Consider the following 2,899-nt stretch of genomic DNA (forward strand, 5'->3'; position numbering starts at 1 on the left):
TGCCGTCGTGGACGAGGCCGGCACCGTGGACGCGGCCGAGCTGGCGGGCGCGTGGCCGCCGCCGGGCAGCACACCGGTGGACCTCGCGGACTTCTACCAGCGCAGCGCCGACAGCGGGTTCGGGTACGGCCCGGTCTTCCAGGGGCTGACCCGGGCGTGGCGGCAGGACGGCCGGATCTACGCCGAGGCGGCCCTGCCCGCCGACCAGGGCGCCGCCGCCACGGCGTTCGGCATCCACCCGGCGCTGCTCGACGCGGCCCTGCACCCGAACACCTTCGCCGGCCTGGACCCCGCCGAACTCGGCCGACTGCCCTTCGCGTTCAACGACGTCACCCTGCACGCCGCCGGCGCGAAGGCCGTACGGGTGCGGATGGCGCGCACCGGACCGGACGCCGTCACGGCGGTCCTGGCCGACGAGACCGGCGCACCCGTGCTGTCGATCGGCTCGCTGGTCATGCGCCCGGTCCAGGAGCGGGCGCTCGGCGCGGGCCACACGGCGGAGACGGTGCTCGACCTCGTGTGGAACGAGGTGCCCGAGCCGGTCGGCGCCGCCGCTTCCGACGGCCACGTGCTGCTCGACGTGCCCGCCGCGGCGGACACCTCACCGGAGGCGGTCCACGCAGCCGTGGAATGGGCGCTGACCCAGGTGCGGGACTTCACCGGCGAACGGCTGGTCGTCCGCACCCGCGGCGCGGTCGCCGCCCACCCGGGCGAGACCGTCACCGATCTGGCCGCGGCCGCCGTGTGGGGGCTGGTCCGGTCGGCGCAGAGCGAGGACCCGGGCCGGTTCGTCCTGCTCGACACCGATGCCGACACCGACGCCGACACCGATGCTGTCATCTCCTCCGACGTGCCGGCCCGCGCGCTCGGCACCGGCGAGCCCCAACTCGCGGTGCGCGGCGGTACGTTGCTTGCCCCGCAGCTGGTGCGCGCGGACGTGACGGGCGGCGCGGACACCGCACCCGTCACGCTCGACGGCACCGTCCTGATCACCGGCGGCACCGGCGGCCTCGGCAGCGCGGTCGCCCGGCACCTCGTGGCGGCGCACGGCGTACGCAGCCTGCTGCTGCTCAGCCGCCGGGGCGGCGCCGCACCCGGCGCGGACGCGCTGGTCGAGGAGCTGACGGCCCAGGGCGCCGAGGTCACCGTGGCGGCATGCGACGCCGCCGACCGCGACGCGCTGGCGGCCGCCCTGGACGGCGTGCGCCTCGCGGGGGTGGTGCACACCGCGGGCGTCCTGGACGACGGCGTGATCTCCACGCTGACCCCCGGCCAACTCCACCGCGTCCTCACCCCCAAGGTGGACGCGGCCTGGCACCTGCACGAGCTGACCCGCGACCAGGACCTCGCGATGTTCGTCGTCTTCTCCTCGCTCGCCGGGCTCATCGGCAGCCCCGGCCAGGGCAACTACGCCGCGGGCAACGTCTACCTCGACGCCCTGGTACGGCACCGCCGGGCGGCCGGGCTCGCCGGTGTCTCCATGGCCTGGGGGCCCTGGGACCAGAGCCTCGGCCTGACCGGCGCGCTCTCCGGCACCGACATGCACCGGCTCGGCCGGCTGGGCATGCGCCCGATCTCGGAGCAGCAGGGCATGGCCCTCTTCGACCGGGCACTGGCCGCCGACCGGCCGCTGCTCGGCCTGACCGAGCTGAAGGCCGCCGCCCTGCGGGCCACCGCCGACGTCCCCGCCCTCTTCCGCTCCCTCGCCGGCGGCCCGGCCCGGCGCACCCGGGCCCGCGCGGGCACCGCCGACCACACCGGCGGCGGCCTCGCCGCCCGACTGGCCGGGCTCACCGCCGACCAGCGGCGGAGCCATCTGCTCGACCTCGTCCGCGACCACGCCGCCGCGGTGCTCGGCCACAGCTCGGCGAGCCAGGTCGCCCCCGAACAGCCCTTCCGCGACGTCGGGTTCGACTCGCTGACCGCGGTCGAACTGCGCAACCGGCTCCAGGCCGTGACCGAACTCGCCCTGCCCTCGACCCTCGTCTTCGACTACCCCAACGCCGTCCGCCTCGCCGACTTCCTGGACGAGCGCCTCGGCGGTGTCGTGGCCTCCCCGACCGAGGCGCTGCCCGAGCTGCGCTCGGTGGACGACGACCCCCTGGTCATCGTCGGCATGGCCTGCCGCTTCCCCGGCGGCGCCTCGGACCCGGACCGGCTGTGGGACCTGCTCGCCCAAGGCCGCGACGGCATGGGCGAGTTCCCGGCCGACCGCGGTTGGGACACCGGCCTGCTGACCGAACTCGCCCACGCCGGCGGGTTCGTGGAGGGCGCGTTGGACTTCGACGCCGGGTTCTTCGCGATGTCGCCGCGGGAGGCGCTGGCCACGGACCCGCAGCAGCGGTTGCTGCTGGAGGGGGCGTGGGAGGCGCTGGAGCACGCGGGTATCGACCCGCTCGCGCTGGCGGGTTCATCAACAGGTGTGTTCGTCGGCAGCTACCAGTCGGGTTATTCGGAGGTCGTCTCGGCGGCGTTGGTGGATGCCGACGCGGATGCGCAGTTGCTGACGGGTGGTGCGCAGAGTGTGTTGTCGGGGCGGGTGGCGTATGCGTTGGGGTTGGTGGGTCCGGCGGTGACGGTGGATACGGCGTGTTCGTCGTCGCTGGTGGCGCTACACCTTGCCGGTCAGGCGTTGCGGGGTGGGGAGTGCTCGCTGGCGTTGGTGGCGGGGGTGACGGTGAATGCGTTGCCGCACACGTTTGTGGGGTTTGCGCAGCAGGGTGGGTTGTCTGCTGATGGTCGGTGCAAGGCGTTTGCTGAGGCGGCGGATGGGACGGGCTTCAGTGAGGGCATGGGTGTGTTGGTGGTGGAGCGCCTGTCGGATGCGGAGCGGAATGGTCATCGGGTGTTGGCGGTGGTGCGGTCCAGTGCGGTGAACCAGGATGGTGCGTCGAATGGG

General features: G+C 74.4%; 1 protein-coding gene. It reads left to right on the top strand.

The annotated features are described in order from the left end of the window. Positions 1–2,899 (top strand): SDR family NAD(P)-dependent oxidoreductase (locus WA788_RS35185; protein ID WP_335984495.1); only part of this gene is annotated, 2,899 nt, incomplete at both ends.

The organism is Streptomyces sp. CA2R106 (assembly GCF_037034245.1).
Classification (GTDB): Bacteria; Actinomycetota; Actinomycetes; order Streptomycetales; family Streptomycetaceae; genus Actinacidiphila.